General features: G+C 66.6%; 20 protein-coding genes and 1 pseudogene. 10 read left to right on the forward strand and 11 right to left on the reverse strand.

Annotation, left to right across the window (positions count from 1 at the left end; all coding sequences use genetic code 11):
- Positions 1-1,452 carry an alkaline phosphatase family protein gene (locus BJ970_RS19865; protein ID WP_184727632.1) on the reverse strand — a complete coding sequence of 484 codons (1,452 nt, stop codon included), beginning with the start codon at positions 1,450-1,452 and terminating at the stop codon, positions 1-3.
- A 437-nt stretch (positions 1,453-1,889) separates the two neighbouring features.
- Here BJ970_RS19865 and BJ970_RS19870 point away from each other — a divergent pair, with 437 nt between their 5' ends.
- The gene (locus BJ970_RS19870; protein ID WP_184727633.1) at positions 1,890-2,354 is read left to right on the forward strand and encodes a DUF1772 domain-containing protein; all 465 of its coding nucleotides are present in this window, start codon (positions 1,890-1,892) and stop codon (positions 2,352-2,354) included.
- 357 nt (positions 2,355-2,711) lie between these two features.
- Here BJ970_RS19870 and BJ970_RS19875 read toward each other — a convergent pair whose 3' ends face one another.
- Genes BJ970_RS19875 through BJ970_RS19885 form a run of 3 tightly spaced genes read right to left on the reverse strand, consistent with a single transcriptional unit; the run spans position 2,712 to position 4,283 of the window.
- Positions 2,712-2,975 carry a putative immunity protein gene (locus BJ970_RS19875; RefSeq protein WP_246470922.1) on the reverse strand — a complete coding sequence of 88 codons (264 nt, stop codon included), beginning with the start codon at positions 2,973-2,975 and terminating at the stop codon, positions 2,712-2,714.
- Positions 2,965-3,906 carry a Ppx/GppA phosphatase family protein gene (locus tag BJ970_RS19880; RefSeq protein ID WP_184727634.1) on the reverse strand — a complete coding sequence of 314 codons (942 nt, stop codon included), beginning with the start codon at positions 3,904-3,906 and terminating at the stop codon, positions 2,965-2,967. Before BJ970_RS19880 ends, BJ970_RS19875 begins: the two co-directional genes overlap by 11 nt.
- A gap of 8 nt (positions 3,907-3,914) precedes the next feature.
- Complete coding sequence (locus tag BJ970_RS19885) at positions 3,915-4,283, reverse strand: hypothetical protein (protein ID WP_184727635.1); 369 nt, start codon at positions 4,281-4,283, stop codon at positions 3,915-3,917.
- A gap of 322 nt (positions 4,284-4,605) precedes the next feature.
- Between BJ970_RS19885 and BJ970_RS19890 the strand changes: the two genes are divergently transcribed.
- Together BJ970_RS19890 and BJ970_RS19895 are read left to right on the forward strand one after the other, a co-directional pair.
- A complete protein-coding gene (locus tag BJ970_RS19890) occupies positions 4,606-5,751 on the forward strand; it encodes a hypothetical protein (RefSeq protein WP_184727636.1) in 1,146 nt (381 codons plus the stop codon).
- Between the two features lie 449 nt (positions 5,752-6,200).
- Positions 6,201-7,181, forward strand: a complete 981-nt coding sequence (locus BJ970_RS19895; protein WP_184727637.1) for a hypothetical protein — start codon at positions 6,201-6,203, stop codon at positions 7,179-7,181.
- Positions 7,182-7,579: 398 nt separating this feature from the next.
- Here the strand turns inward: BJ970_RS19895 and BJ970_RS19900 are convergent, their stop codons facing one another.
- Positions 7,580-9,175, reverse strand: coding sequence for an arylsulfatase (locus BJ970_RS19900; protein WP_184727638.1), 1,596 nt, complete (start codon positions 9,173-9,175; stop codon positions 7,580-7,582).
- A gap of 34 nt (positions 9,176-9,209) precedes the next feature.
- Positions 9,210-10,643 (reverse strand): MFS transporter, encoded by a 1,434-nt coding sequence (locus BJ970_RS19905; RefSeq protein ID WP_184727639.1) that lies wholly within the window; start codon positions 10,641-10,643, stop codon positions 9,210-9,212.
- A 108-nt stretch (positions 10,644-10,751) separates the two neighbouring features.
- Here BJ970_RS19905 and BJ970_RS19910 point away from each other — a divergent pair, with 108 nt between their 5' ends.
- Positions 10,752-12,029, forward strand: coding sequence for an ROK family transcriptional regulator (locus BJ970_RS19910; RefSeq protein WP_184727640.1), 1,278 nt, complete (start codon positions 10,752-10,754; stop codon positions 12,027-12,029).
- A 574-nt stretch (positions 12,030-12,603) separates the two neighbouring features.
- Here the strand turns inward: BJ970_RS19910 and BJ970_RS37065 are convergent.
- The 5 genes from BJ970_RS37065 to BJ970_RS19935 all read right to left on the reverse strand — a co-directional run bounded on the left by BJ970_RS37065 (position 12,604) and on the right by BJ970_RS19935 (position 17,893).
- Positions 12,604-13,176, reverse strand: a complete 573-nt coding sequence (locus tag BJ970_RS37065) for a hypothetical protein (protein WP_221467235.1) — start codon at positions 13,174-13,176, stop codon at positions 12,604-12,606.
- Between the two features lie 376 nt (positions 13,177-13,552).
- A complete protein-coding gene (locus BJ970_RS19920) occupies positions 13,553-14,920 on the reverse strand; it encodes an FAD-dependent oxidoreductase (RefSeq protein ID WP_281399458.1) in 1,368 nt (455 codons plus the stop codon).
- Positions 14,917-15,921: a terpene synthase family protein gene (locus BJ970_RS19925; RefSeq protein WP_184727642.1), complete on the reverse strand. Its 1,005-nt coding sequence runs from the start codon at positions 15,919-15,921 to the stop codon at positions 14,917-14,919. Before BJ970_RS19925 ends, BJ970_RS19920 begins: the two co-directional genes overlap by 4 nt.
- A 2-nt stretch (positions 15,922-15,923) precedes the next feature.
- Positions 15,924-17,297: an FAD-dependent oxidoreductase gene (locus tag BJ970_RS19930; RefSeq protein WP_184727643.1), complete on the reverse strand. Its 1,374-nt coding sequence runs from the start codon at positions 17,295-17,297 to the stop codon at positions 15,924-15,926.
- Positions 17,297-17,893: an ester cyclase gene (locus BJ970_RS19935; RefSeq protein WP_184727644.1), complete on the reverse strand. Its 597-nt coding sequence runs from the start codon at positions 17,891-17,893 to the stop codon at positions 17,297-17,299. Before BJ970_RS19935 ends, BJ970_RS19930 begins: the two co-directional genes overlap by 1 nt.
- Before the next feature lie 311 nt (positions 17,894-18,204).
- Here BJ970_RS19935 and BJ970_RS19940 point away from each other — a divergent pair, with 311 nt between their 5' ends.
- The 6 genes and pseudogenes from BJ970_RS19940 to BJ970_RS19965 all read left to right on the forward strand — a co-directional run.
- Positions 18,205-19,107 (forward strand): IclR family transcriptional regulator, encoded by a 903-nt coding sequence (locus BJ970_RS19940; protein ID WP_184727645.1) that lies wholly within the window; start codon positions 18,205-18,207, stop codon positions 19,105-19,107.
- Positions 19,108-19,749: 642 nt separating this feature from the next.
- Entirely contained in the window at positions 19,750-20,715 is a 966-nt protein-coding gene (locus BJ970_RS19945; protein ID WP_312864323.1) for a polyprenyl synthetase family protein, read from the forward strand.
- Between the two features lie 10 nt (positions 20,716-20,725).
- Positions 20,726-21,973, forward strand: a complete 1,248-nt coding sequence (gene ispH, locus BJ970_RS19950; protein ID WP_312864324.1) for a 4-hydroxy-3-methylbut-2-enyl diphosphate reductase — start codon at positions 20,726-20,728, stop codon at positions 21,971-21,973.
- A complete protein-coding gene (locus tag BJ970_RS19955) occupies positions 21,970-23,772 on the forward strand; it encodes a 1-deoxy-D-xylulose-5-phosphate synthase (protein ID WP_312864325.1) in 1,803 nt (600 codons plus the stop codon). The genes ispH and BJ970_RS19955 overlap by 4 nt, the downstream gene beginning before the upstream one ends.
- Positions 23,772-24,917, forward strand: coding sequence for a flavodoxin-dependent (E)-4-hydroxy-3-methylbut-2-enyl-diphosphate synthase (gene ispG, locus BJ970_RS19960; RefSeq protein WP_184727647.1), 1,146 nt, complete (start codon positions 23,772-23,774; stop codon positions 24,915-24,917). The genes BJ970_RS19955 and ispG overlap by 1 nt, the downstream gene beginning before the upstream one ends.
- Positions 24,914-25,878: pseudogene (locus BJ970_RS19965) on the forward strand (2-oxoacid:acceptor oxidoreductase family protein); the annotation flags it as partial. The gene ispG and the pseudogene BJ970_RS19965, both read left to right, overlap by 4 nt.
- Between the last annotated feature and the right edge of the window lie 63 nt (positions 25,879-25,941).

Consider the following 25,941-nt stretch of genomic DNA (forward strand, 5'->3'; position numbering starts at 1 on the left):
TCAGTTCACGGGCACCGCGGGCGCGGTGACCTTCGGGCGTACCGGCTCGTTGATGCTGGCCGTAGCCGGATACACCGCCGCCCCGGACGCGGCCGGGCGCAGCGCCTGCCCGGAGGGGTTGTTGTAGACGTCCGGTCCGAACGGGCGCAGCCCGTCGGCCGCGGCGTAGCCGAGGTGGCCGTGGCCGTCGGTGCCACCTTGGTTAGTGCCGAAAAGGTCCTCCATGCTGCGCAACCACGAGTAGTGGTTGTATGGCTGATCGGAGATCGAGCCGGGCCGGATGAACCGGGAGATGAACACCGCGCCGGTGATGCCGCCGCCAGGGGTGGTGTCCTGGCCGAACGCCTGGTCACCGGGCTGAGTGGTGTTCGGGCCGGGCAACTCGTTGCAACAGGCCACAATGGACTGCGCCGTGTCGGTGGGCACGTTGAGCTTCTGGTCGCTGTTGCCGGAGTAGTCGGCGATGGAGTTGCCGTACATCTTGTACGGCGGGAACGCCTCGTCGAAGACGACCTGGATCATGCCGTCGTGCTGGAACGCGGGCGAGGCCATGATCATCGGGATGTACTTCTCCAGGAAGATGTCCGAGGCGTACAGGCCGCCCTGGTGGTTGTTCGGGTCACCGGAGAGGTTGTCGCCCTTGCAGGTCGCGTCGTGCGCGTCCGAGCAGTTGTTCGGGGAGATCCAGGAGAACTGCGGCGTGGTCGCCTCGTTCTTGAGGTCCTGCTCCAGGCTGCTCGCCGCCGGGTGCCCCGCGGTGGCGGCCAAGCCGTTGAGCGGCACCACGTTGGCACAGTCGGCCGGGTTGTCGGTCAGCGAGTGGAACCACGGCACCGGGTTGTGCTTGGGCACGTACTGGTCAGCCGGGGTCGCGCCGCCCGGGTCGGGCACGCCGTCGCCGGCCGGGCTGCCGGGAATGCCGCACTGGTAGGCGTTTTCCCGGGTCGGGGTGTTACCCATGTCCTGGGCATACACCTTCCACGGCACGTGCTTGTTGTCGAGCTGGTTGAACAGCGTCTGCGTCGACTTCGGGTACACGCAGCCGGAGGAGGCGTAGACCTGGCCATCGGGAGCCGGGGAGCCGGGCTGCACGTCTTTGTACTGCGGGCAGTCGTTCTGGTTGTCCGGGGCCGGCGCCTGACCGGAGACCAGGCTGATGTAGTTGTCCAGGCTGTAGTGCCCGGTGCCGTAGTACTGGCGCAGCAGTTCGCCGTAACTGGGCAGGGTCTTCCACAGGTAGTCGTTCTGGTTCAACCCGGTGAACGTCGACTCGTAGGACTTGTTCTCCAGGACGATCGTCCACACGTGACCGATTTTCGGCGGCTGGAAGTGCGACTCGTCCGCTCCAGCGGTGACCGGTGTTGCCACCACACCGCTCCCGACGACGATCGCGGTCAGCGCCGCCACACCGACCAGGCGTCGCCATCTGCGAGCGCCGCGTGTGCTTGCCATTACCTCTCCCTCGCTGTGCTTAGGCAGAGACCGGCCCCCAGACGGGCGCCGGTACGGCTTCACACTCGTCTGCCCGGGCAGGTGCCCGATGGTCGGCGATCAACGTCCGGGTAACCACTGGGTGAACCCTTGCTCCGACACCGATTCGCCGCACGGGCCAAACACGCGCCACTCCAGAGCTGTCAAAGCTCGGCCTCGGGCCACGGAATTGGCAGGCGAGATGGACGGGAAGTAACGACTCGGTCATATCGCCCACCTGGTCCCATGCCGCCGGGCGGTAGTGCTGCTCCAGCAGCATTCTGCGAGTTGACGATCGAGCATCCCGACCTCCGTTCATCGTCGATACGGAGTTCGGCCGCTGAATCCAGGGATATTTCCGGATGCGGGGATGAGCGGTCGGTGCGACGGTCGAGCGATGGCGTCGAGAGGAGGTACGGATGCGGCGGGGCGTGACGTTCGCGGCGCTGCTGCTGACCGCGTTGACCATGGGGCTGGAGTTCGCGCACGTCCTGGAATGGCCGCAAAAGCAGCAGTATCCGGGTCCGCTGTACGTGCAGCTCCAGGAGTCGCTGTACGTGTGGTTTGGCAATCTCGGCGGCGTGCTCTACGTCCTTGCGGTGGTGGTGACCGTCGTGCTCGCGGTGCTGACGCGTCGCTGGCCGATCGCCGTCGCCGCCGGTGCGCAGGTGATCGCGTTGGCCAGCTTCCTGACCATCGTCTACCCAGTCAACCTACGGCTGCCGGTGGGCAGCGGCGGCTCCGTGCCATCGGACTGGATGGCGCTGCGTGACCGGTGGGAACTCGGTCACGCCGTCGGGTTCGCGCTGTTCACGATCTCCTTCGTACTGCTGGTGATCACGCTCCAACGGCGTGAGGCGCCAGTTCGGCCAGCAGCGCGGTGACGCGGGGGTCGATCTCATCGCGTATCGGCCGGACCTGCTCGACGTCCTCGCCCGCCTGACCCGCTGGTTTTCCTGAGAAATCGCTATCAGGCGCGCAGGAGTTCGGCGAGGCGTTCCCCGATGGTGGAGATACTGGGGGCCGGTTCGCGGTCGAAGAAGGCTTTCTTGCGGCGGCGGAGCAGGTTCTCCCCATCACGACGCTAGCTGCGCGACCGCTTGCCGGCACGTCGGCCTGCCTGGCCACGGTGGGAGTCGCGGCCGTCTGGGTCGTCATGACTCCATCTCCTATTGATCTCCTATTGGCTGGTCTGGGAAGCTGAACTCCGCTTTGGGGCGGGCTCGCAGCCCCACGCCCGCTCAGCAGTCGAACACCGACCAGCAGATGTCGTTCCGCAACCGCTGGTCGTCGAGCACGAGCTCGCGAATCGCCGCCGGGAGTTGGTCACGCTGCCATCGGCACTCGAGTCGCCCTGCGGCATCGCTGTCGCCGTCCGGCGCAGCAGCAGCACGTGCGGCCTTGATCGCATAGGCGGCCGCGCCGAGTTCGTGCGCGCCGACGTGTGCGACGGCTCCCGCCTGGCCAGCAGCGTATGCGGCATGCCGCGCTGCCCTACCCCTCAATAAGTGGCGGGTGGTGGTCGCCGGAGGCGAGGGACCAGGCGATGCCATGCAGGATGTCGTGGTCGCTGACCAGAAGGGCGTCCTTGCCCGTGCGTTCCAGGACGGCGCGCACGGCCAGTGCGCTGGCGGCGGCGACGTCGACCATGCGCGGATGGATCCCGGAGTGTGCGCGTCGTTGCGCGGCCGTGGAATGGGTCAGCCAGTCGGTGGCACGGGCGATATCGCGGTAGGCGACCAGGGTGCGGTGGGGCGCACGGCGCAGGGCAACCGCGGCGGTGGTCGTGACTGCTTCGGAGAGCCCGACTAGGCTCGCGCCCTCGGTGTCCGGCAACGCGGCCAGCGCGTCGTCGACGAGATCAGCGATGGCTTTGCTCGCCGTGGCGATCTGGTCGGCGGTGGGCGGATCCTGGTGCAGGTAGCGTTCGGCGATACGCACGCAGCCCAGTTCCACCGACACGCTGGCCTGCGGGGTGGTGGTGCCGAGGGCGAGTTGGGTGGAGCCGCCGCCGATGTCGGCGACCAGGTGCGGCGCGGGGGGCAGGTCCCGCACCGCACCAAGGAACGCCAGCCGGGCTTCCTCGGCACCATCGATGATCTCGGGTCGCGTGCCGAGGAGGTCGGCGACCTCGGCGAGGAAATCGCCGCCATTGCGGGCATTGCGCAGCACCCAGGTCATGCACATCCGCCTGCGGACTGCCCCCAGCTCCGTGCAGACAGTCGCGTAGTCGGACAGCACCCGGCGGGCGCGAGCGCGCGCGGTGGTGGTCAGCATTCCCGAGTGATCCAGGCCCTGCCCAAGCCGCACGACCTCGAAGCGCTGCGCCACTGGTGCCAACCGGTCGGCGGTGAGGTCGGCGACGAGCAGCCGGATCGAGTTCGTGCCGCAGTCGATCGCGGCTACTCGCAACGGTCCGTCATTCGTCACGGTCATGGCTGTCGCTATGCCTGGACCATGTCGGACGCGCCGTCCGGTCCCTGCAGTGAGACCGGGTCGACATAACGCACGCCAATCTTGGTCATCCAGTCATCGCCCGGGAGCGGGCCGAGAGCATACACACGTTTGCCGGTGCCGATGGCATAGCCGAGCTCCCATGAGCAGTCATTGCCCACCGGTGGTTGGCAGATCACCACCTCGGCCTCATCGATGGCCTGCTGGCACGCCAACGCCCCGTTCGGGAAGTCGAAGGTGACCTCGTCCTTGGGCTTCCACAGCGACAACCCCAACGCGTCCGCCAGGCGCTCGGCGGCGTGCGGATCGGTCTGCTCGTTCTTGCATTTCGCGCAGTAATAGGCGTGCGCCACGGCCATGCCCTTCTCGTCGACAGCGACCGAACTCAAACGATCGTGCGCGATTCGAAATCGGGCAACTACCACCGGACTGGTGAACCCGAGGTGGCCAGCATCACAGGGCTCAGGCGCCGCCCGCGTGCTGAGGTCGTGTCACGCGACGCCGACGGGCATCGAGGGCCCATGAGTTTCGAATTGCCCGCTCGCCCCAGATCGGTCAGAAGAGCCCTTTTTGTTGCGTTTTAGTGCTGAACGCGCGAGCCCGTTTCGCGGGCGTGGGTGCGTGGTTCAACCAGCGGTATGACTGGCTCATACTATCGGCATTGACGGTGGTGCACAGGGTTTGCAGTTCGCGTTGGGGACCCGCAAACAGTGGGATGGCCAGCTGACGCAGATGGCGGTGGGGGTGGGCTCGTTCAGCGGGTTGTTGGCGGTGCCGCTCTCGGGGTTAGGCAATGTGGTGGGGAATGCGGTCACCAAGGTGCTGGTGCGGGGCTTGGGCGATGAGATCGATGCGGCGGTGCTGACAGTGGCGGCCGCGCAGGCGGTGGTCAAGCATGCGGAGCTTTATCCGGTGTCGTCGATTGCGCGCTTTGCCGACGTGGTGGCCAAGAGCCTGGACGATTACACGGGGACGTCGGTGCGGGCGATGTGGGCGGCCCGGTTCGGTCACGGGCTGGGGGAGTCTCTGGAGGAGGGCCTGACCGAAATGTTGGGCGAGGCGGGATATGCGGCGATCAGTGGTCAGGGTGCGCAGTGGAATCCGTTCTCGTTCACTGCCGGGATGTCGGAGGCGGTGGGTCCGGGTCTGGGGAATCTGGCGGGGCTGGCGGTGCGGGGCGAGCTGACCCCAGCGGGCCGGGCCCGGGATGCCGTCGGCGGGGAGAAGGGCTTCGGCAACGCCGGCATCGACACGTCCGGGGAGTTGAAGACCGGTTCCGATTCACAGACAGGCGAAAAGTCTGATTTCCTGAGTGAGGTGTCCGGTGTGGACTCCGATGTGTCGGTGCCCGGTTCCGAACCGGTGCACGCTGGCGCGAACCCGGGTCCGGCATCGGTGGCTTGGGGTGCTGCGCTGATGTCGGTTTTCCTGCCTGCTGGCGCCGACACTGCAAAAGAACCACGGGGTGGCGTGTCCGGTGCACCGCAAGGCGAAAACGGCGAGGTGGCGAAGGAAACGGCCGCTGGGCTGTCTTCGTTCTCGGATACGCCGCCGGTCAGCCCGGTTCAGGGGCCCTGGGTACCGGATACCAGCGTGGCTACGCATGCTGGTGGGGCGGCCACGTCCAGCGGCGTCCCGAGGGGCGTGGATACCGGTGCCGCGGCGGGGCAGGACGTCATGATCGGCGCGCGTGAGACGCGGACGAAATCAGTGCCGCCGGCGTGGCATGAGGGCGAGGCAACGGTGGAGTCGGCGCAGGACAGACCGGGCACGCCGCCGCCACCGTACGGCGCGCCTCAGGTCGGCGGCGTCGTGCACAGCGATTAACCGGGATCCGGTAGTGGGGTCAGGGATGCGGATTCCCGCGCGGGTATGCCGCCGCCCGCCTACAACGCGGTGATTGGCGGTGTCCGCGCCGATGTCCCATCGTCTGGCGTGGACGGCACAGGTGAGTACCGGGGCGGCGCACCGGTTTCTGGCAGGGCCGGATCCCCGGGAAGGGGTTCCGGTCTCGGAGGCTTTTGCTTCTGCCGAGTCGGCGGATGGCTTGGCGTCGTGGGCCATTGATCCGGCCTTGAAGTCTGCGTTGGATGTGCCGGGTGTTGGGAGTCCGTGGCGTGATGTGGCAGATCTTGAGCCGAGGAGTGGTGTGCTGGGAGCGGTTTCGAATGATGCGGGGGTGTTGGGGTGTGCCACCGATGTGGCCGATTTTGGTGTCGGGGGCAGGCTCGGTTGGTGAGATTAGCGGCCGTAAGCGGCGTCGCGGGGATGATTCGGTGGATGAGGGTGCGGCGCGCACGCCCTCGGGCGCGCAGGGTTTCCCACATTTGCCGGAATTTGGCGAGCAGGTGCCGGACCAGGGTTCGGATCCGCAGTCGGTGTTGGAGGAGTTCGCGGGCGGCGGTCAGGTTGTTGGTACGGCCGCGGACCCGGCGGGTGATCGGGTGTCGTGGGAGTTTGATCCCGCCGTTGAATCAGCGTTGGATTCGATGGATGTGGCGGGCTGGTCGTGGGGTGATGTCGCGGGGGTGGGATCGGATTTGCTTGGTTTCCCTGTGGGTGTGGCTGGTTTTGTTGCCGGCGGGATGGGTTCGACGGCTGAGGGTGGTGCGGAGTTGTCGGTGGGGCCCGGTGGCGTGGCGGTGGGTTCGGTGCCGGAAGCGGTGGACGCGGCCGAGGGGCTGGAGAGCGCGGAGCTGTTGCGGGAGGCGGCGCGGGTGGAGGCGCGTCGTGCTCGGGATGCGGGTGAGGATTACAGCGGTGCGGCGTTGGGGAAGAGGTTCGGGAAGGGCAAGGGATGGGGGCAGCAGCGGCTTGCGGAGATCAAAGATGAGGGCGGTGCGACGCGGTCGGACTTGCAGGAGCGGGAGCAGGAGCGGTTGCGGGAGGCGGGGCGTTTGGAGGCGCGTCGAGCGCGGGATGCGGGCGAGCTCTACACGGGTGCGGTGTTGGGGGCGAAGTTCGGGAAGAGCCGTTCGTGGGGTAAGGCCCGGCTTGCGGAGATCAGGGATGAGGTCGGCGGGGTCGGGCGGGCGATGCGGGCAACGGAGCGGGAGTGGGCGTGGGAGCGGGAGCGGGAGGCGGCGCGGGTGGAGGCGCGTCGTGCTCGCGACGCGGGCGAGCCCTACACGGGTGCGTCGTTGGGGAAGAAGTTCGGGAAGAGCATGGAGTGGGGTTCGAAGCGACTTACGGAAATCCGGAATGAGGGTGGTGCGGGCTATTCGATTTTGCGGGGGCAAGGGGAGCAGCAGTTGTGAGAGGCGGCGCGTGTGGAGACGCGGGATGCGGGCGAGCCCTCCATGGCTGTGGCGTTGGGTATGGGTCGGTGCGTGGTGAACCACGCTGCGGCCGCGTACTGAACTTCGCATACCAACCCGGCTGGCACTCTCAGCGCTCACGCGTTTTCGCTCGGTCGGCTCTGGGGCCACGCAGCCGGATCGACAAGATCGTCGGCAAACTCCCCCCTTATGCCCTGATTGGTCGGCGGGGCAAGCCGCTACACAGCCCCGCCCCTCGTCCTCCTGCACGGCGGTGCCGCCCACCGCCACCGTCCTCAACGAACAGCAGCGTCGAGACGGCGTGCCTTGCACGGGAATCGCTCCAAGATCATTGGGAAACGCCTTTATTTCTCTTCCTCGCCGCTACTGCCGCTGCCTCAACCGTTGGCGTGCTGGGACGTCTGACCCCGTTCACGGTAGAGCGCGATCACGTCATCCCAGGGAAGTACTCCGACTCGGCTTGCCCACTCTTCCCACTGGATCTCTAGCTTCGATACCAGATCCGGGCGCTCGGCCGCCAGGTCGTGCAGTTCGCTGCGGTCGGTGTGCACGTCGTAGAGCTCCCACGGCTGGGAGTGTTCTCGTACCAGCTTCCATTGACCGTCGCGGACCGCGGTGTTTCCGGTGTGTTCCCAGAACAGGGTGTGCGGCTCGCTCTCCGCGCCGCGCAGCGCAGGCAGCATGCTCACCCCTTGCAGTGGTGGGAGTTCGACCTGCTGTCGGCGCTGCGGGTAGTCCACGCCGGCGGCCTCGAGCACGGTCGGCAGGACATCCACGAGTTGGAACGGAGCGTGTTGGACGGTGCCGGCGGCGAGTCCGCCGTGTGGCCAGTGCACAATGCACGGTGCAGCGATGCCGCCCTCGTGCGTCCATCGTTTGTAACGACGGAACGGCGTGTTGGACAGGTTCGCCCACGCGGTGCCGTAACTGGCGTAGGTGTCTTCCGGGCCGGGGTCGCTTTCCGGGTGGTTGCCCAGGAACACCTGCTCTCCGGACCGGGTCGTGCCCGGGAAGTTCTCCGGTCGGTTGCGAAGGCTCTGGTAGTGCTCGTCTCCGATGTCCTCGGCCGAGGCGCCGTTGTCGGAGAGGAACACGAACAGCGTGTTCTCCCACTGGCCGGTTTCTTCCAGTGCTGCCCGCAGCCGACCGATCCCGCGGTCCATCCGCTCGACCATCGCGGCATAGGTCTGCATCCGACGGGCTTCCCAGCGTTGATCGGTGACCGCCGACCACGGCGGCTGGGTCGGGTCCCGATCGGTCAGCTCGGTGTCTTCGGGCAGGATGCCTTCCCGGACCAGCCGCCCCAGCCGGGCCTTCCGGAGCGCGTCCCAGCCGTCGTCGTAGGTGCCCTGGTAGCTGTCGATGTCGGCTTCCGGGGCGTGTAGCGGCCAGTGCGGCGCTGTGTAGGCCACGTAGAGGAAGAACGGGTGTGGTTGCGACGCGGATCGGTGCACGAATTCCACGGCGTCGGTGGTGATCGCGTCGGTGTAGAAGAACCCAGGGGTGTCGAACTCGGCGCTTGCGTCGCGCTCCCCGCGGGTGAGGGTGCCCGGGGCGTAGTAGCTGCCGCAGCCGGTGAGGGTGCCGAAGAAGTGGTCGAACCCGCGCCGAGTCGGCCATGCCGCGCACGGTGTGTGCACCTCGGAGGACAGGTGCCACTTGCCTGACATGCCGGTCGCGTAGCCGGCGGCACCGAGTATCTCGGCGGTGGTCGCACACCGGTCGTTGAGGCTGCCGAGATACCCCCGGGGCGTATCGTTGCTGGTCAGGACGCCGATCCCGGTCTGGTGTGGGTGCAGCCCGGTGAGCAACGACGCCCGGGACGGGCTGCACCGCGCTGTGTTGTAGAAGTTGCTGAACCGCACGCCCGAGCGGCCGATGGCGTCGAGGTTCGGGGTGCGGATCTCCCCGCCGTAGCAGCCGAGATCGGAGTAGCCGAGATCGTCGGCGAGTACGAGGACGACGTTCGTCATGGTGTCCCTTCAGTCGATGTGCGCTGGTCGTGAATCAGGTAATGGCGCTGCGCCGCGGTGTGCCGTGGTCGTCCGGGTGGCTGCGTTCCCCGCTGAGTTCGTCGATCGAGCGTCGGGCGGGTTCGTACCGGCGGTAGGCGTAGGCGAGTGCTGAGAGCACGAGGCCGACTGCGCCGCAGATGAGGACCACCCCGCGGAAGCCGAGCAGTTCCAGGCCGACCGGTACGAGCAGTACGACCAGCCCGTTACAGAAGCGGTTCAGGCCGTGCGCGAGCCCGTTCGCGGCCCCGCGGACGCTGGTCGGGAGCAGTTCGCTGGGAAGCACGCCGCTGATGCTGGAAGCGATCCAGTTGAAGACTCCGTACAGGCAGTACAGCGGGACCAGCACCCAGGTTCCGAAGCCGATCGTCACCATGAGTACGTAGACCAAAAACAGCGCGACATGCGTCGAGATGTACGCCCGGATCCGACCAATCCGGTCCACCAAGGTGAACGACAGGATGGCGCCGATCAGGGCGCCCACCCAGATCACCGCGCCGCTGAGCACCGATTGGATCTGGGAGAGCTTGCCGATCTGCTCGAACACGTACGGGCCCAGGATGCTCGATCCGCCGCCCACCAGCGAGACGAAGCCGACGAGCGTGATCACGATGAGGGCAATCGTGCGGTGCGGGCCGGTCACGAGGGTGCGCATGCCAGGAACGGCCGCGCGGGCCCGCTCGCCGTGTGTACGCAGAGCCTGCGCCTGCGCCTCCAACCGGCCAGCGGACGTTGAGATTCCGAAGTAGGCCAGCGCCTCCACGGCCTGGTCGGTGCGCCCCTTGAGCAGCAGCCAGCGCGGGGACTCGGGCAGATGCAGCCGGGCCAGCAGAGCGATCATCGCCGGAACGGCGCCCGCCGCGAACATCCACCGCCACGCGTTCTCGTCGCCGACAGCGAGCAGCAGGGCGTCGACCAGAATGGCGGACAGAGCACCGGTGGACCACATGATCTGCGGCAAGGCGCCGGCCCAGCCACCGCGTGAGTTCCGGGGTGCGATCTCGTTCAGGAAGGCCAGACCGGCCGCGAGCTCGGCGCCGATCGCCACCCCGAGCAACACCCGGGCGGTGTACAACTGCTCAACGTTGGTGACCAGCGCGGAGAGCAGGCTGATGGCGACGAAGCAGACGAGGGTCCACTGGAAGATGACCCGGCGGCCGAGCCGGTCGGCCAGTCGTCCGAAAATGATCGCGCCGACCATCGACCCGAAGTATGTCGACGCGCCGAGCAGGCCGATCTGGCCTGCGCCGAGGTGCATCTGGTCCTTCACCTGTACCAGCACACCGCTCAACGCGATCAGGTCGTATCCGTCGACGAACATCCCGGCTGCGATCGTGCGCATCGCGATGCGGCGACGTCGATCGACGTGCCGGTCGTCGTCGAAGGTGCCCAGTCCTTCCGATTGCGGCGAGGAGTCTGCAGTGACCATGAAATCCTCCATTGGATTCAGTCGCGCGACTAAACTAAATTATTCGGCGTGGTCTGCCAACCCCCAGCTCGCGCCGGTCGTCCGGCGGGCGACATTAGGATCGTGAACGTGCCCTCTGCCCGTCACGATCAGGCCACGCTGCGTCGTGGGAATCTCGGTCTCGTCCTGCGCACCGTGTACGACCTTGGCCCGGTCTCGCGGTCAGACCTGGTCAGGCGGACCGGGCTCAATCGCACCACCATGATCAGCCTGGTCGCGGAGCTGATCGACAGAGGCCTGCTGGAGGAAGTGGGCAATCGGCATCCCGGCACCGCCGGTCGGCCGTCCGTCTTGCTGGACATTCACTCCCGAGGCGCGGTCGCGCTGTCCGCAGCGGTGGGGCTGGACCGGCTAGAGGTGCTAGCCAGCAACCTCCGGGGCCGACCGGTCGCTCACCGCGAGCTGCGCCTGGACGTGCCCAGGGACTCGCCGGAGACAGTGGCGTCCCGGCTGGCCGACCTCGTGGGTGACCTCGAGGGAGAACTCGCTGGATACTCGGGCAGCATCGCCGGCCTCGTTGCGATCGTCGCTGGAATGGTCGACGCGGCCAGCGGAATGGTCTACCTGTCACCCGCGCTGGGGTGGCAGGACGTCCCCCTGCGTGAGCTCCTGAACGAGGCCCTCGACGGGCCGGACTACCCGGTACTGGTCGACCGGCGTGGGCGGCTGTGCGTGGAAGCGGAACGTCGAGCCGAACCGGGGGCGACAACCCGGGACCTGGTCGTGCTTTTCGGCGACCTAGGGGTCGGTGGCGGGGCGCTGGTCAATGGCCGCACCGTGCTCGGGGCGCACGGGCTCGGCGGTGAGTTCGCGCATGTCGTCGTCGACCCGAATGGTCCGGAGTGTGATTGCGGCGCGCGCGGCTGCCTTGGGGCACTCGTCGGGCTCCCACCGCTGGCCGAAGCCGCCGGGCTGCGACTCGGCGACGGCAGCGGGCTAGCGGTTGTCGTCGAGCAACTCCGGACCCGAGCCGCGGATGGTGACGACCAAGTCGTCGCCGAACTGCGCCGGCAGGCTACTTGGCTCGGTACCGCAGCCGCGACGCTGGTGAACGTCTTCGACCCGGAAGCGGTCGTACTTGCCGGCTGGTTCGGAATCCTGGCTGAATGGATGCTGCCGACGGTCCGCTCGGTGCTCGACCAGCGCCTGGTGCTACCGCAACGTCGCGCGCTGGATGTAGGGGCCTCCACACTCGGGCTGCAGGCGCCGATACATGGCGGTGTCGGGACGGTCCTGGAACACGTCTTTGCTGACCCCGTCGGTTCCACTGGTGTCGCGCCGAGATCTAAACTGATCTCATCCAGATCACTCCTGGGCGCCACCTCCCGGAATCACTCCAGCTCATGATCGGACTGGCCCCGCGACCGCCACGGTCGGCGTCGGGCTATTCAAACCTGACCGGGGTATTCACATCGAGGGCGGCACACTCGACACCGATCAACGGAATAGTCGAGGCGTTGCGAGATGGGCCAGGACACCACCGTGCCCCGTGCGATCGGTGCTGGATCGCATCGTTGCATTGCGGGGAACAGGAACGTTGCTGGCACCTTATTTGAAAAGAGGGGCGGATGGAGGTTTGCCGGTCAGTACCGCAGTGCCTGCCGCTTAAGCGGGATCCCACCAAAGCAGGCAACTAGAGCCCCTTGACCATCCTCACTGGACGGTGCCCAACCTTGGAGGTTACGGAATAACCACACATCGACAAGGTACGGCAACGGTTTCAGTGTTGGGTCGGAAATGGCTCAGAAACAGCCTGCCGTCGGCTCGGCCGAACTCCTGACCGCGCTGACCGGATAACACGGTGTGAATGCCGCAGCGCGTGTTGGCAGCGACCTTCTTGCCTTCGAGGTTCATGAACTTCCCAAGGCGGCCCACGGTGCACTCGCGCAGATAGAGCCGGGTACCGGAAGTTGTTGGAGCGCTACGTGTTGCAGCACTTCCGCGGCACGTCGGTTGGCCAGATCGACCCGAAGGCAGTGGAGGACTTCGCTACGGCGCTCGCAACCCGCAAGCGCCCACTCGCGCCCCGGGCGCTGAAGCACGCGTGGTCGGTGTTCGACCGGGTGTTGCGGTACGTCGTCCGGCACGACGCATTGCCCGCGCGAACCCGGTTGACCGTACGTATAACGCCCTGGGCGGCCACGGGTCCGGCGACGAAACCCCGTTTGAACCGCACCCGCTCACCCCGGCTCAGCTCGGGGCCATGCTGGCGCACGTTGAGGCGCGGGCCCGATCGACGCCTTGGCGCTGAAAGTGTTGGCATGCCGGTAAGCCCACGGTGATAGCGGAAGATCGTGCGCAACCCGGCCGCAGTCAACGGCTTGCCCCGGTTCGGCCCCTTGGCCACGAGAAACAGGCGGGCGCTTGCGGATTCGGGCCGTTCGGCCAGCAGATACACCTGGATCACCGAGGCGACGTCGGCATCCAGCGGCCCGGCGTTCCCGCTGGCCCTTACCGACCACCCGCAGCCATCGGCCGCCGATATCGGCGTCAACGACGTCCAGGCCCAGCACCTCGGCGGAACGCAGCCCGCAATACAGCATCAAGCCCGCGATCGCCCGGTCCCGCCACGCATGAAAACTCGCCAGAAGCTCCGCCGCATCCGACTGCGATAGCGCCGTGGGCAGACGACGAGGCTCCCGGAGCCGAAGCGACGAACGGGTTTTCGGCCGACGGACGGTGTGCGCGAGCATACCGCTGCGCTCACCCGCTACCCGCCAGGGCCTCCCATCTGTGTCTTCCCCGTGCGGATGCTCCTATCTTGGATAGAAAGTTGGCACCGGCGCGATCCCCTCGGACCATGCGCTTCGTGTCGCTGGTGATCCCAAGATCGCGCCGTACGGGCAAACGGGATTACGCCCCAATGCGGCTTAATGTTCTGCACCGGCGAGAGGTTGCTCCGATAGCAGCGCATTGCGAGCGGCTTCGCCGGAACGGTGCCGCAGCACGCGCAGTACGATCGACGGGCGACCCAGCGTCGTGGGCGGATCCACCATGTGAAGAACCCGGAGGAACTGCTGATACAGGACGTCGTCGTGAGGCATCGCGCGCATGAGCCTACGCAGATAGCCGAGACCCGCTCTGATCGGCAGTGGTGCGCGATGTCGTTGCCAGCCCCAGTCGGATGAAGTCGCGAGCAGCCATGGCCACCTCGTCCGGCGGGCCAGCACGCGCTGGAACCGCCTCGTAGCACCGGCCGGGATTCCGTACGGAGGGCATCCCTGCAGGAACTCACGCAGTTCTATCGCCTCGAAGGCGCTGACCGTCAAACCCTGCCCGTAAATTGGGTTGAACGTACAAACGGCATCTCCGACCGCGATCAACCCGTCGGGCCAGCGACGCAACCGGTGACAAGCCAGCCTGCGGTTCCCGGTGCGCGAGTAGCGCCGGATCGGTGATGCCGGGCTCATCTGCGCGACCAGGTCGGCCACGGGCACCCGCAACGACCTGAGGTACTCGGCAAACGCTTCCTCGTCGTGGGGTGGTTTGCCGTCCTCGATGCCCTGAAGGGTGAGGAGCAGCCGATCTCCTTCCACCCTGGACACGAAGCCTCCCCGCCGCACGTCCGGCGCCTGGAGGAACTCGGCAAGCCCGGTCCACTCGGGCCATACACCGGACGGGTTGTCGTAAAGCCTTGACGCGTACCCCACTCCTGCGTTGAGCACGGTCTCGCGGGGGCGGCCGAATTCCGCCTGCTCCAACCACTCCGCAAGATGCGAAGACCGGCCGCTCGCGTCCACGACAAGATCCGTGGGCAACGTCTTCTCGCCACCGGCGTCGCGGTAACTGACACCGGTGACGGCACGTTCGTCTGCTCTCAGACCAAGCACGGTGCAGCCATCCGCGAGCGCGACACCCGGCAGCGCGAGCACCCTTTCCCGCAGCGACGACTCGAACAGCGACCGGGTGAACGACTGGACGATCAGGCCAGTCTGCAGTCTTGACGCCCAGCCGTCGGCAAACCTGACGGCGACCTGCTCACCAAAGTCGAAGGTCGGTGCTCCCGCGTTACTCAGCTCGTCGCGGAAGCCTGGGAACAACTCCTCCACCAGCTCGCCACCCTGAGCGCTGAGGGCGTGCAAGTGATGGGACTGCGGTATGCCGGCGCGGTGATCCTTACCTGTCAGACGATCTCGCTCAAGCAGGAGCACGGAGGAGAACCTCTCGCTCAACACCCGCGCCGCCAGCAGTCCAGACACGCCAGCACCAATCACCACCGCTTGACTGAAGTCCCTCATAACATTGGCCTTTCCTCCAAGTCGAGATTCGCTGCTCCAGACGCAGGGCCGGTGCGGTACCGCGCGCTCTCCTGACACCAGTCAAGCTCCCCGCGCACGATATGTTCCAGTGCTCGGACGTGGCGGGATACCGCGATCCGCTCGCCCTGCGGCAACGACATCTGTTCCAGTCGCGTGCGGAGCTCGACGAAACGACCGACATCGTTGTGGAAGAGACCGACCGCCTTGGCGAACGCCTCGGAAAGCTCGTTGCTGTACTTCCGCTGGAGAACGAAGACGATGTTGTGGGTTTCGCCGGCGGCGATCTCCTTGTTCAACGAGTACAGGTCGTTGATGAGGAACATCAGCCTGCCCGCGGTGCGGATTAGATCGGCATAGGTGGTTGTGTTACGTATGCATTGCGGCACGGCGATGCCTTCGGCAACCTCGATCAGGTCTACAAGAACCAGCCAAGCGAAGGTGTCCAGCCTCAGGTCGAAGTAGGCGTCCAGTAGCGGCACTTTCTGGTCCACCCGCATCGACACCTCTAGCGCGACTCCTCTGGCGAAAACGAGGAGATGGTCGGCAAGACGTTCCCTGAGCAGGGGGGCGGTCTCGCGAAAGCCCTGGTGCCACAGCTCGTCCAGCGCGTGCCACAGTGGTTCATGTGAGCCCGGCGAACCGCTGCTGCGGAGAACTCGAGCGAGCTGGTCCGCAGCCTGGTGCGCCCGGTCGGGTGCCAGGCCCAGTCGATGAGGGTCGAAGTGGTCGTCGTAGACGAACATCCAGACGATGAGGCGTCCGATGAGATTGAGTTCTGAACACCCAGCCTGGGGATACACGGAAGCGATCAGGTCGCTGAAGCGAGCGGCTCGCACGTGCCGCGCGACAGCCCCGTCGCCGACGAGACTCGTTTCGTTCAACCAGGCGGTGAGGTTGGCGTCGAGTACTGCCGCGTGCGGACTGCGCGCTGGCGAAAATGGAACGCCTAATTGTTGCGCGGCCAGATCGAACGATGGCACGGCTACCTCACTCTCGCCGGCATCGGGGTGCTGAGTACGCGCCCGATTCGTTGCGCGGCGAGCATCCCGGAGGCGGCACTGTGATTGGTCGTCGAGTGCGCGAGGAAGTCGCCGCCCGCGAGCTGGACTCTGCTGTCTACCGAACGTGCCGCGCTGAGCCCCTTCAACGCTCGGTAGTCACCGGGACGGCGGACCACGATACCCAGAGGAACGCGGCAGACGCGGAGCAGTTCGGCGTGACTCTCGAGCTCAGGGAGCACCCGCAGGCGTCGCGCTCCGGCCAGGGCTGCGGCCGCCAGAAACCCATCGTCCGAGTCGAGGTGTGACGCCGACCAGTTGCCGCGGAAGTGGGCCATGGCGAGACCACGTCCCGCGGCCACGCGTCCTTGCGCCATGTTGTGCGGCAACACGAATCCGCACATTTCCGGATGCTCCTTGCGTGGGAAGTCGAGAACGACCTCTTTGGCCGCGGTAGGCCGGTCCAGCCCGAATGCGATGTGGATACTTGCGGCGTACCGCAGCGATTCGAACGCCGTTCTCTCGATTTCCTGAAGCTGGGGGTAGATCCCGTGGACGAGCGGCGGCGGCACCGCGATCACACATGCTTGCGCTCGGACGGTTGTCGTTGCGTTGTCACGACACCAGGTCACCTCGACCTCTCCCGCACGCTCCTCTACAGACAGGACAGTCGCCTCGTGCTCGACCGCCACGTGTTGGGCGAGCGCCTGGGGAAGAAAGCCGACTCCGGTCGTCGAGGTGAGGAACCCCCCTCCTCCGAGCAGGCTGCGCAGGATCATGAAGGGCCCGATGCTCGACGTGACTTCGGCGTCCTCCAACGAGGCGAGGATGCACAGCAGATCGAGCGCGTAGTCCACGGTCGCGTTGCTGATGCCCCGCCGGGCCGCGTACTCGGAGACCGAATGGTGATCCTGCGTGGACATCGACGACATGTCCTCCCAGCTGAGCGAGGGCCGCAGTCGGGCGTAGTCGATCAGGAGTCGAACCGCGTCGGTCGGTGGCACCAGCTTTAGCAGGCCTGCTGCCATACGCGGCAAGGACTTGACGTTGATCCGTTGGACGCGTCCCTCTTTCACGACACCGACCAGGCTCGACGACCGGAGCGGCCGAGCGTTCACCGCTGCCGCGAGTCGGAGGAGATGCTTATAGCGATAGGACAGCAGGGAAGCGGCGAGGTCGACGGGAAAACCGCCGTGGTCCACGTTCGCCATGCGTCCCCCGACCTCGTCTCTGGTCGAGCTTTCCAGTACCGTGACGCGATATCCTTCGCGCTGCAGGAGAAAGGCCGCGGTGAGGCCGCCGATGCCAGCGCCCACCACCACGACGTTGCAGTCCGAGCATGCGGAGGTTTCCCGCATCAGATCACCTGTCCCGCGAGGCCGAGTTGACCGAGGAGACTCATGGAGTCGTAGTACTCGAACTCGCGGTAGATCAGACCCGAACGCACTTCTATGACGTTGGCCATCAGCAGTGAAATCGTCCGGCCGGTCGCGGGCTTCCCATGCAGTGGGCCGGTGTTGGTGCCATGCACGACGACCTCGGCGAGCGAGCGTCCGTCACCGGCATCGTTGATGTGCCTGATGTCGAAACTCATGTCGGGAAAGGCCTCTGTGTACGTGCGCGCCACCTCAACACCTGCCTCAGCGCCGTGCAGCTCAGCGCCGCTTGCGTTGCGGTAGACGTACTCGTCATGGTAGAGCGCACGGAGCTCATCGAAGTCGTGCTTGGCCACCACGTCGAGCAACTTCCGGTGCAGCTCTGTACTCGTGATCAGCCCAACCCCGCGGGCACGCGGCACAAAGGAGGATGTCATTGCGGAGAACTCAGGCAAATTGGTTTCTGACATGCTGCCGCTCCGATCACCTGAAGAGGCGGTCTGCTGGAAGTCGGATGGCCGCAAGGATAACCACGGTTTGGGTTGCAACGATCCGGATCGTTCCACGCTGCGGAACACCAGTTAGGTGACGTTGTGGTAGATGTGGCGGCTCAAGATGCAGTGGCGAGACCTTTGCGGTGACTTCCGCAGGCGGACGGTCTGACATGGACGATCGTGCTGTGTGCACCGCGATGGTATTCGTCCTGACCAGTGGGTCCGCGTGGCGACACCTGCCGCCCAGCTTCGGAATGAAGGTCTCTACCACGCATCGCCCGTGTGGCCATCATGGGGGCCCAAAAGTGCAGAGATTTCTATCTAGGTCTGTTGCTGATCCTGTACCTAGGCAAGCCTGTAGCTCTCCCAGTCCTGCAAACGAGGAGCATGTGACGATGAGTGAGCAGCCATGCCAGACCTCGGATCGCGCAGAGACACAAGGAGGCTTCACGCGCAGCGTTGATCGAGCGTTGTCGCTTCTGGAGGCGTTGGCAGCGCACGGTTCGCCGTCCAGCCTATCCAGCCTTGCCCGTGCTACTAATCTCTCCAAGGCAACCGTGCATCGGATATTGAACACGCTCGTTGCGCGAGGGTTTGCAGAAAGAGCAGGTGATGGTTACACACTTGGTAACCAAATGCTTCGGCCGAGACCGGAGGCAATTCGGGCTGCTGCACTGCAGCGGAAGCTGATGCCTTTCCTACTGGCGCTATATGAGCGGACGCATTGTGCGGTGAGCGTTGGAGTGTTGCACCGGGGCTACGTCTTTTACTCGGATCGGCTGCATCATCAGTGGCATCACGACAGCTTCCGGCAGCCGGTGCCTGCGCACTGCAGTGCGGTGGGCAAGCTGTTCCTCTCATATGAGCGTGACGCCGTCGCCGGGCTCGCTGAGCGGGAGCTGAAGCGGTTCACAGCAATGACGATTACAAGGGTTGGCGATCTCAGCTGTGAGCTGACGGTTGTTCGCCGGAAATCTGTGGCGTACTCACATGGCGAATATCTTCGTGACGAAGCTGAGGTTGCGGTTCCGATCTTTGGGCCGGATAGGCGGATTGTGGCCGGGGTGTCCGTTGCGGGCCCGCTCGATTCGATGAATTTGGATGCGGTCCGGATGGAGGCCAGCCAGTCTGCTCAAAAAGCCTCCTACTATCTTTCCCAGCCGACCGCACTGGGGCTCTCGCAGCGCTGCGGCTCGCAGTACGACGGAGCGACGCTTGAAGCCTGTGGGCAACTGGGAGGGGGCATACCGTCTCAGAGGGCTAGTTCCGGTCGCAGCTGCGATGCTTGCGAGGGGTAACTGATCGCTGGTGCCAGCGCCCATCCCGCCGGATCTCAGCCCGCGCGTCAGGCCGAAAACACCACTCGCGAGAAAGCCTCAGGCAGGTGTGGACGTGACACACCTTGGTTCCAAATCATATTCAGCTATCTGAGCGTACCGAACGTCTCTCCGCACGACTTCGCTAGAACCGCGGGTCGACAAGCCACTGTGGACACCAGGATCGGCAAGCGACTGCTACTCCTTCCGTCCGAGTTGGTTTCACCTGTTGAAACTTTCTCTTGTGACAGAGCCATCTGTCGCGCAGTCTGGCTTGGTCACATTCGTTGAGCAAAAAGCGCGGTAGCCGCGACAAGGATCTGAACCTTCCTCGAGTGGATGGTTCTCGCCTGGTTTGGGAGTAAGTTCGGCAGATCTGCTCACCCGCGTACGTCCGGGCTAACCTACGCGACCGCGAACCATGACCAGAATCAGTACAAGCGTACGCATCGACTACTGATATGGCACGCCCCACTCTGCTTCGAGACTTTTCGGTGTCGCCGCGAGACGGCCGCCACATCCCAATCAGCGCTGCGAAATGAGGATGCCGTGACTCTTACGACGACGCCGGCACACCGATCGGCCAGCGAAGTCCTCAGGTGGAGCAGGACCACCATCGAACCAGTGCTGTGTGCCGCGGTGCGCCGCCTGCCGGGCTCCATGCTGCACATGGCCGGTTACCACCTCGGGTGGTGGGACGCGATTGGCGAGCCGTGCCAGGCACCGGCTGGCAAGGCGATCCGGCCCGCGCTGACGCTGCTGTCTGCCCAGGCGGTCGGCGGCGCACCGGAGGTCGCGGTCGGCGCGGCTGCCGCGGTGGAATTGGTGCACAACTTCTCGCTGGTGCACGACGACGTGATGGACGCCGACGAGATGCGTCGGCACCGGCCGACCACCTGGTCTGTCTTCGGCGTCAACCGGGCGATCCTGGCCGGCGACGTGATCCTGGCCGCCGCGTTCCAGGCGCTCGCAGCCACGGGGTCTCCCGCCTGCACCGCGACCGCGGTGGACGTGCTCGCCCAGTGCGTGAGCGCGCTGTGCGAGGGGCAGAGCGTCGACCTTTCCTTCGAGGAGCGCAACGACGTCGACACCGGCGAGTACTTGACCATGGCCTGGGGCAAGACGAGCGCACTGCTGGGCACATCGTGCGAGCTGGGCGCGGTGCTCGCCGGTGGGGGTGAGCGGCAGCGGAAGGCGTTGCGGGACTTCGGCGAGCACCTGGGCCTGACGTTCCAGCTCATCGACGACCTGCTTGGCATCTGGGGCGACCCGGCGGCCACCGGCAAGCCGGCCGGCGCGGACCTGGTGCGGCGCAAGCAGTCCTACCCCGTGGTGAGCGCGCTGCGCGCGGGTGGCCAGGCTGCCACCGAACTGGCCGAACTTTACGCCCAGCCCGAGGCCTTCACGCCAGAGCAGGTCACCGAGGTGGCGCTGCTGGTGGAACGGGCCGGCGGTCGCGAGGCGACCCAGCGCCACGCCCGGGAGCAGCTCGCCGATGCCCTCGCGGCGCTGGAGGCCGTCCACCTAGCCGAGCAGGCCAAATCGGAACTGCTCGTACTCGCCGAACTCGTCGCCCGTCGCAACAGCTGAGGAGAAGGTCGTGCACCCACTCGTCTGGCACATCAGGGCAACGCCCGCCGATCCGGCCCCGAGCGACGCGGTCCTCGTCGCGAGCAGCTACCGTCTCGTCGACCGGCTGCCGTCGGACTGCGCGGCGGCACCGCTGCTGGTAGGTGAGCTGCGTCGGCACGGCATCAGCGCCGTCTCGACCCATGTGGACGTTGGCGTCGGTGAGCAGATCGCGTCGGCGCCGCGTGGCGGCGATATCGACCTGCTCGCCATTGGCGCCGACCAGCGCAGCCGGACCATAGTGGACAGTGTGCTCGGCAGTTGGCTGTCGGTGGCCGCGCCCCGCACGGTGCTGCTGGCCAGCCCACGCTCGTTCTGCGCCGGCGTGGAGCGCGCGATCGGCATCGTCGAACGGGCGCTCGAGCAGGCCGAGGGCAGCCCGGTGTACGTCCGCAAAGAGATCGTGCACAACAAGCACGTCGTGCGGGACCTGGAGAAGCGCGGCGCAGTGTTCGTGAACGAGCTCCACGAGGTGCCCGACGACGTGACGGTCGTCTTCTCCGCGCACGGCGTTTCCCCCGCTGTCCGCGACGAGGCCGACCGGCGGGGACTGCGAGTCATCGACGGGACCTGCCCGCTGGTGTCCAAGGTGCACTCCGAGGCACGCCGGTACGCCGGTCGCGGCGACACCGTAGTCCTGATCGGACACCGTGGCCACGAGGAGGTGGAGGGTACCTTCGGCGAGGCGCCGGACCAGACCGTCATCGTCGAGACAGTGTCCGATGTGGACAACCTGAGCATCGCCGACCCGTCACGGGTTTCCTACCTGACCCAGACCACGCTCGCGGTGGACGAGACCGCCGACGTGGTGGAGGCGTTGCGCGCCAAGTTCTCCGCGCTGCGCGGCGCGGCCTCCGACGACATCTGCTACGCGACGACGAACCGGCAGAGCTCGCTGCGCGCGGTTGCCGATCAGGCCGGCCTGGTGCTGGTGGTCGGTTCTGCCAACTCGTCGAACTCGGTTCGTCTGGTGGAACTGGCCGAGCGCGGCGGCACCCCGGCTCACCGGATCGACGACGTCACCGACATCCGACCGGAGTGGCTGGCGGAGGCCAGTGTGGTCGGGTTGACCGCGGGCGCGTCCGCGCCACCGAACCTGATCGAGGAGATCGTGCGCGCACTGGGCGGGTTGGGCCCGCTGGACGTGCGGCAGATCGAGACGACGACCGAAACCATCCATTTCGGACTTCCCAGCGCCGTTCTGACCCTTCGGGAGTGACCGTGACCATCGGCGACTTCATCGCGTCGGTTCCCGTGCCACGGCAGCGCACTGCGCTGCTGGAAACCGTCGCCGGGCCCGCCGACCTGCGTCGGCTGGACCATGCCGACCTGGCCGAACTGTCCGCCGAGATCCGCGAGTTCTTGGTGACTTCGGTGTCCGCGGTCGGTGGTCACCTCGGGCCGAACCTGGGCATCGTGGAGCTCACCCTGGCCCTGCACCGGGTGTTCCACTCGCCGCAGGACCGCATCCTGTTCGACATCGGGCACCAAGCGTACGTGCACAAGCTCGTCACCGGCCGCGCCGCCGGGTTCGCCTCGCTGCGGCAGTACGGCGGCCTGTCAGGCTACCCGTCGCGGGCCGAGAGCGAGCACGACGTGATCGAGAACTCGCACGCGTCGACCGTGCTGGCCTACGCCGACGGCATGGCCAAGGCGTTCGCGATCAGCGGCGAGTCCGACCGCCACGTGGTCGCGGTCATTGGCGACGGAGCACTGACCGGCGGCATGTGCTGGGAGGCGCTGAACAACATCGGCGACACCCGCAACCCCATCGTCGTCGTGCTCAACGACAACGAACGGTCCTACAGCGCCACGGTCGGCTCAATCGCCGCGCACCTGCGGGAGTTGCGGAACAACCCGCGGGCCAAGCCGCTGTTCGAGGATCTGGGGCTGACCTACCTCGGCCCGGTCGACGGCCACGACACCGAGGCGCTGGAGGCGGCGCTGTCCGCGGCCCGCGCCACCAGTCGGCCGACGATCGTGCACTGCGTGACCGTCAAGGGCAAGGGCTACCCACCCGCCGAGCAGGACGAGGCGGACCGGATGCACGCTTGCGGTCAGATCACCCCCGCCACCGGCAAACCGATCAGCGCCGGAAAGCCCTCCTGGACCTCGGTCTTCGAGCGAGAGATCGCGGCGATCGGTGAGCGGCGGCAGGACGTGGTCGCGATCTCGGCCGCGATGCCGTTGGCCGTCGGGCTCGGCACCTTCGCCGAGCGATTCCCGGACCGCTTCTTCGACGTCGGCATGGCCGAGCAGCACGCCGTCACCTCGGCGGCCGGGCTGGCCATGGGCGGGACGCACCCCGTGGTCGCCATCTACGCCACGTTCCTGAACCGGGCGTTCGACCAGGTTCTGCTGGACGTCGCGCTGCATCGTTTGCCCGTGACATTCGTACTCGACCGTGCCGGCATCACCGGGCCGGACGGTCCGAGCCATCACGGTATGTGGGACTTGTCGATGCTGGCCATGGTGCCCGGTTTGCGGGTCGCCTGCCCCCGTGACGCGGCCAGGCTGCGGCGGTTGCTCGAGGAGGCGGTCGACACCGAGGACGGACCGACGGCGATCCGTTTCCCGAAGGCGTCCATCGGCGAGGACATCCCCGCGGTCGGCCGGGTCGGTGACGTCGAGGTGTTGCTGCCGGGCGGCAACGATGTGCTGCTGGTGGCCGTCGGTGCCACCGCACCGACGTGCTTGGCGGTTGCGGAAGCGCTGACCTGGCGCGGAATCGGCGTCACCGTCGTCGACCCGGGATGGGTGCTGCCGGTCGACTCTGGCCTGCTCGACCTCGCCCGCGACCACCGCACGGTCTACGTCGTCGAGGACGGCCTGCACGGCGGTGGCGTCGGCGACGCGGTCGCCCGCACCTGTGGCGCCACTGGTGTCAGCGCGCCCGTCCGTTCGTTCGGAATCCCCGGGCGCTTCCTGCACCACGGCACCCCGCAACAGCTCGCCCGCGACTGCGGCCTCGACGCCGAGGGCATCACCGACAGCATCCTGCGCGACGGAGGACTGTGATGAGCGTTCAGCTTGGCATGCCCGCGACCCTGCCCCCGGTACTGAGCGAACGCCGCAAGACCCGCCAACTCCAGATCGGCTCCGTCGGCATCGGCAGTGACCACCCGGTAGCCGTCCAGTCCATGACCACCACTCTCACCGCCGACGTCAACGCCACGCTGCAGCAGATCGCGGAGCTGACCGCTGCGGGCTGCGACATCGTCCGGGTGGCCTGCCCCAGCGCGGACGACGCGGAGGTGCTGCCGGCCATCGCGCAGAAGTCGAAGATCCCGGTCATCGCCGATATCCACTTCCAGCCGAAGTACGTGTTCGCGGCGATCGAGGCCGGTTGCGCCGCGGTGCGCGTCAACCCGGGCAACATCAAGAAGTTCGACGACAAGGTCAAGGAGATCGCGCAGGCCGCCAAGGACCACGGCACGCCGATCCGGATCGGCGTCAACGCCGGTTCGCTGGACCCGCGGCTGATGCAGAAGTACGGCAAGGCGACACCGGAGGCGCTGGCCGAGTCGGCGCTGTGGGAGGCGAGCTTGTTCGCCGAGCACGACTTCCACGACCTGAAGATCTCGGTGAAGCACAACGACCCGGTCGTGATGGTGCGTGCCTACGAGATCCTCGCCGAGCAGTGCGACTATCCGCTGCACCTCGGCGTCACCGAGGCCGGCCCGGCGTTCCAGGGCACGATCAAGTCCGCGGTCGCCTTCGGCGCTCTGCTGCGGCAGGGCATCGGGGACACGATCCGGGTGTCGCTGTCGGCGCCGCCGGTCGAGGAGATCAAGGTCGGCACCCAGATCCTGCAGTCGCTGAACCTGCGGCCGCGGAAGCTGGAGATCGTGTCGTGCCCGTCGTGCGGACGGGCGCAGGTGGACGTGTACAAGCTGGCCGAGGAGGTCACCGCCGGCCTGGAGGGCATGGAGGTGCCGCTGCGGGTCGCGGTCATGGGCTGCGTCGTCAACGGGCCGGGCGAGGCGCGGGAGGCCGACCTCGGCGTCGCCTCGGGCAACGGCAAGGGCCAGATCTTCGTCAAGGGCGAGGTGATCAAGACGGTGCCGGAGCACCAGATCGTCGAGACCCTGATCGAGGAGGCCATGCGCATCGCCGAGGACATGGAACCCGTGCCCGGCTCCTCGCCGGTGGTCGTGTCATGACCGCCGCCGCTCCCGGTCCCGCTGTGAAGGAAGTGGATCGGGTCGTGATCCGGTTCGCGGGCGACTCCGGCGACGGCATGCAGCTGACCGGTGACCGCTTCACCTCCGAGGCCGCCACCTTCGGCAATGACCTCGCCACCCTACCCGACTTCCCCGCCGAAATACGCGCCCCACAAGGCACTCTACCTGGCGTTTCCAGCTTCCAACTACACTTCGCCGACTACGACATCCGCACACCCGGCGACTGCCCCGACGTACTCGTCGCGATGGACCCCGCCGGGCTCAAGGCCAACATCGCCGACCTGCCCGCCGGCGGCATCCTCATCGTCAACACCGATGAGTTCACCAAACGCAACCTGGCCAAGGTCGGCTACACCAGCAATCCTATGGAAGACCAGTCACTGGCCTCCTTCCAAGTACACCAGGTCGCGATGGCCAGCATCACCCGCGCCGCACTCGAACCCACCGGCCTGTCGAAAAAGGATGCCGAACGCGCGAAGAACATGTTCGCCCTCGGCCTGCTGTCCTGGATGTACAACCGGGAAACCGTCGGTACAGAGCGGTTCCTGCGCGAGAAGTTCGCCAAGAACCCCGCCATCGCCGAGGCCAACATCCTCGCCTTCCACACCGGCTGGAACTACGGCGAGACCACAGAGTCGTTCGCGGTGACCTACCTGGTCGCCCCGGCCAAGCTCATCGCAGGCATTTACCGGCAGATCACCGGCAACACCGCGCTCGTCTACGGCATCATCGCGGTCGGCCAGTGCGCCAAACGCCCGGTATTCCTGGGGACCTACCCCATCACCCCCGCCTCGGACGTGCTGCATGAGTTGGCCAAGCACAAGAACTTCGACGTCACCACCTTCCAGGCCGAGGACGAGATCGCCGGGATCGGTGCCGCACTGGGCGCCTCCTTCAGGGGGCGCTCGGCGTGACCGCCACCTCGGGTCCAGGCATCGCGCCGCGGAGGCGACCTTCGTCGGGCGCGCGCTGGACTCCGATCGTAAGCAGTTGACGGAGGTGC

Source organism: Saccharopolyspora phatthalungensis (genome assembly GCF_014203395.1).
In the GTDB taxonomy this organism is placed as follows: Bacteria; Actinomycetota; Actinomycetes; order Mycobacteriales; family Pseudonocardiaceae; genus Saccharopolyspora; species Saccharopolyspora phatthalungensis.

Excerpts from the sequence above, each read along its gene's own strand:
- BJ970_RS19865 (WP_184727632.1), bottom strand. The coding sequence starts at position 1,452 with ATGGCAAGCACACGCGGCGCTCGCAGATGGCGACGCCTGGTCGGTGTG.
- BJ970_RS19870 (WP_184727633.1), top strand. The coding sequence starts at position 1,890 with ATGCGGCGGGGCGTGACGTTCGCGGCGCTGCTGCTGACCGCGTTGACC.
- BJ970_RS19880 (WP_184727634.1), bottom strand. The coding sequence starts at position 3,906 with ATGACCGTGACGAATGACGGACCGTTGCGAGTAGCCGCGATCGACTGC.
- BJ970_RS19885 (WP_184727635.1), bottom strand. The coding sequence starts at position 4,283 with ATGGCCGTGGCGCACGCCTATTACTGCGCGAAATGCAAGAACGAGCAG.
- BJ970_RS19900 (WP_184727638.1), bottom strand. The coding sequence starts at position 9,175 with ATGACGAACGTCGTCCTCGTACTCGCCGACGATCTCGGCTACTCCGAT.
- BJ970_RS19905 (WP_184727639.1), bottom strand. The coding sequence starts at position 10,643 with ATGGTCACTGCAGACTCCTCGCCGCAATCGGAAGGACTGGGCACCTTC.
- BJ970_RS19920 (WP_281399458.1), bottom strand. The coding sequence starts at position 14,920 with ATGAGGGACTTCAGTCAAGCGGTGGTGATTGGTGCTGGCGTGTCTGGA.
- BJ970_RS19930 (WP_184727643.1), bottom strand. The coding sequence starts at position 17,297 with ATGCGGGAAACCTCCGCATGCTCGGACTGCAACGTCGTGGTGGTGGGC.
- BJ970_RS19940 (WP_184727645.1), top strand. The coding sequence starts at position 18,205 with ATGAGTGAGCAGCCATGCCAGACCTCGGATCGCGCAGAGACACAAGGA.
- ispG (WP_184727647.1), top strand. The coding sequence starts at position 23,772 with ATGAGCGTTCAGCTTGGCATGCCCGCGACCCTGCCCCCGGTACTGAGC.